Below are 2,450 nucleotides of genomic sequence, written 5' to 3'. Positions count from 1 at the left end.
GGAGGCCCGGCAAAGCCTCACCCGTGAGCACCTGCGCAAGCAATGGCAAGTCTACAGCAACGGAGGGTGGAATGACTGCGGCTCTGCCGATTGGTGCCGCCGGGTGCACGCCCGCTCGGGTTGGATCAGGCGACACATGCGCAAGTGCTTCTGGCGGCGCTGGCACGACCGCCACGGACAAAGCAAAATAAGGCGGAACGGGGTACTAGGCAGTCAACCGCTCCAGTGCTGCGAGGTCTTCCAGGGGCATCTCGCACCTGGTCCCGAGACAGGGGTAGGCTCGGGTCCCGGCTCCCGGCGTCATGGCCCCCAGGCTACCCGGAAGCCCCTCTTCGGTGGCCGGGATGGTGAGCACCAGGCGCTGTGGGGCATAGGTGCGCTGGGCGATCCCGGCCCAGCGGGCCAAGTCGTCTCCTGCACCACGGATGATGAGCGTCTGGGGGGGAGCCAGGTGTTCTTCCAGGGCGGCGAGCAGGCTGGCGTGGGCATGGGGCAGGCGGCGCATCGGCTCGGCGGCCAGCGCCAGGGTCCCCTGGGCGGCCGTGAGGTAACGGGTCTCGCCCAGCAGATGACCGAGGCGCTGCAGCACCCGGGCGGCCACCCCGTTGCCGGCGGGCACCGACTCGTCCCCCAGGGGCTTGGGTCGATGGATGAGCCGCTCGTGGTCGTTCGAGGTAAAGAAAAAGCCCCCCTCCTGGGGGTCCGCGAACTGGTCGAGCAGGACCTCGGCGAGTGCCGTCGCCAGCTCCAGATCCGCGCGCTGCCAACGGGTCTGTAGAAGCTCCAGCAGGGCGTCGATCAAGTAGGCATAGTCGTCCAGATAGGCATTGAGGTGGGCCTTGCCGTCCTTGTAGGTGGCGAGCAGACGCCCATTCCGCCACAGCCTGGCGCGGATGAAGTCGAGGGCCCGCTGGGCGGACGCCAGGTAGTCGGCGCGCTCCAGCACCCGCGCGGCCCGAGCCATGCCCTTGATCGCCAGGCCGTTCCAGGCCGTGAGTATTTTCTCGTCGCGGCCCGGACGGATGCGGCCCGCCCGGGCGGCGAGGAGCTTGTGCCTGGCTGTTTCCAGCAGGGCGGCGACCGACGCCGGGGTCGTTTCCAGGTTGCGGGCCGCCTCGACGGCGGTATGGTAACCATGCAGGTGCCACTTGCCCTCGAAGTTCGGCTTCCGGTCCAGGCCGTAGACGGCGGCGAAGGGGGCGTATTCCTCGGCCGTGAGCAGGCGCGCGATCGCTGCGCGGTCCCAGACATAGAATTTGCCTTCCTCGCCCTCGCTGTCCGCATCGAGGGTCGAGTAGTAGCCGCCCTCGGGTGACTGCATCTCACGCATCACCCAGTCGGCGGTGGCGACGGCGGCATCCCGGAACAGGGGATCCCCCGTGATCTGCCAGACATCACAGCACAGGGCGAGCAGGGGCCCGTTGTCGTAGAGCATCTTCTCGAAGTGGGGGATCATCCAGAGATCATCCACTGAGTAGCGGCAAAAGCCCCCGCCGAGCTGGTCGTTGAGTCCGCCGCGGATCATGCGTTCCAGGGTGAAGGTCACCATGTGCAGGGCGTCCCGGTCCGGTGCCCCGTCCGCCCGGCTCGCCGCATAGTGGCGCAGCAGGCGCTCCAGGTCGGTGACATGGGGGAACTTCGGGGCCGACCCGAGCCCACCGTGGACGGGGTCGAAGTCCTCGGCGAGCCGGCGGCGGGCCGCCGCCAGGGGCGCCGCGTCCGGAATCTCGCCGTCCCCGCCGGGGGTGAGTCGGGCCAAGGCATCCATCAAGGCGCGGTTTTGCTCCCGGATGGCGCCGCCCTGCTCGCGGTAGGCGGCCGCGATACCCTCGAGCAGCCGGGAAAACGCCGGCAGTCCGTGCCTGGGCTCTTTCGGGAAGTAGGTCCCGGCAAAGAAAGGGTGCTGGTCGTCCGGGGTCAAAAAGACGGTCAGGGGCCAGCCGCCCGGACGCTTGGCCAAGAGTTGGTGGGCACTCTGGTAGATCTTGTCCAGGTCCGGGCGCTCTTCTCGGTCCACCTTGATGTTGACGAAGAGCCGGTTCATGAGTTGGGCCGTCTCCGGGTCCTCGAAGGACTCGTGGGCCATCACATGGCACCAATGGCACGCGGAGTAGCCGATGGAAAGCAGGATGGGCCGGTCCTGGTCGCGGGCAAACGCCAGGGCCTCTGCGCACCAGGGCCACCAGTCGACGGGGTTGCCGGCGTGTTGCCGGAGATAAGGGCTGGTGGCGTCCGCGAGGCGATTGCGGGGAGCGGTCGAATCCGACATGTCGATTATCCTGGCATTGTGCCATTATTGGGGGTCTTAGATCGGACATGGGTACGTGGGCACAGGGTTTCCATGGCGGCGACCCCGTAACCAGGGGATTTAAGGTCAATGCCATTAAGTTAAGCCTCAAAGCCCCTCTCCCGGCGGGAGGGTGTCGCAAAAGCCCCGCTCCCGGTCTCTG

Annotated in this window: 1 protein-coding gene; it reads right to left on the bottom strand. The window is 67.5% G+C overall.

The window, feature by feature from the left end:
• Positions 1 to 205: 205 nt before the first annotated feature.
• Positions 206 to 2,269 (bottom strand): thioredoxin domain-containing protein, encoded by a 2,064-nt coding sequence (locus BQ17_RS00885; RefSeq protein ID WP_089723877.1) that lies wholly within the window; start codon positions 2,267 to 2,269, stop codon positions 206 to 208.
• Positions 2,270 to 2,450 lie beyond the last annotated feature (181 nt).

This window comes from Candidatus Thiosymbion oneisti (assembly GCF_900092655.1).
Taxonomy (GTDB): Bacteria; Pseudomonadota; Gammaproteobacteria; order Chromatiales; family Chromatiaceae; genus Thiosymbion; species Thiosymbion oneisti.
Note: the sequence above shows the minus strand (reverse complement) of the source record. Positions and strands in the feature narration are given on the sequence as shown.

Excerpts from the sequence above, each read along its gene's own strand:
- BQ17_RS00885 (WP_089723877.1), bottom strand. The coding sequence starts at position 2,269 with ATGTCGGATTCGACCGCTCCCCGCAATCGCCTCGCGGACGCCACCAGC.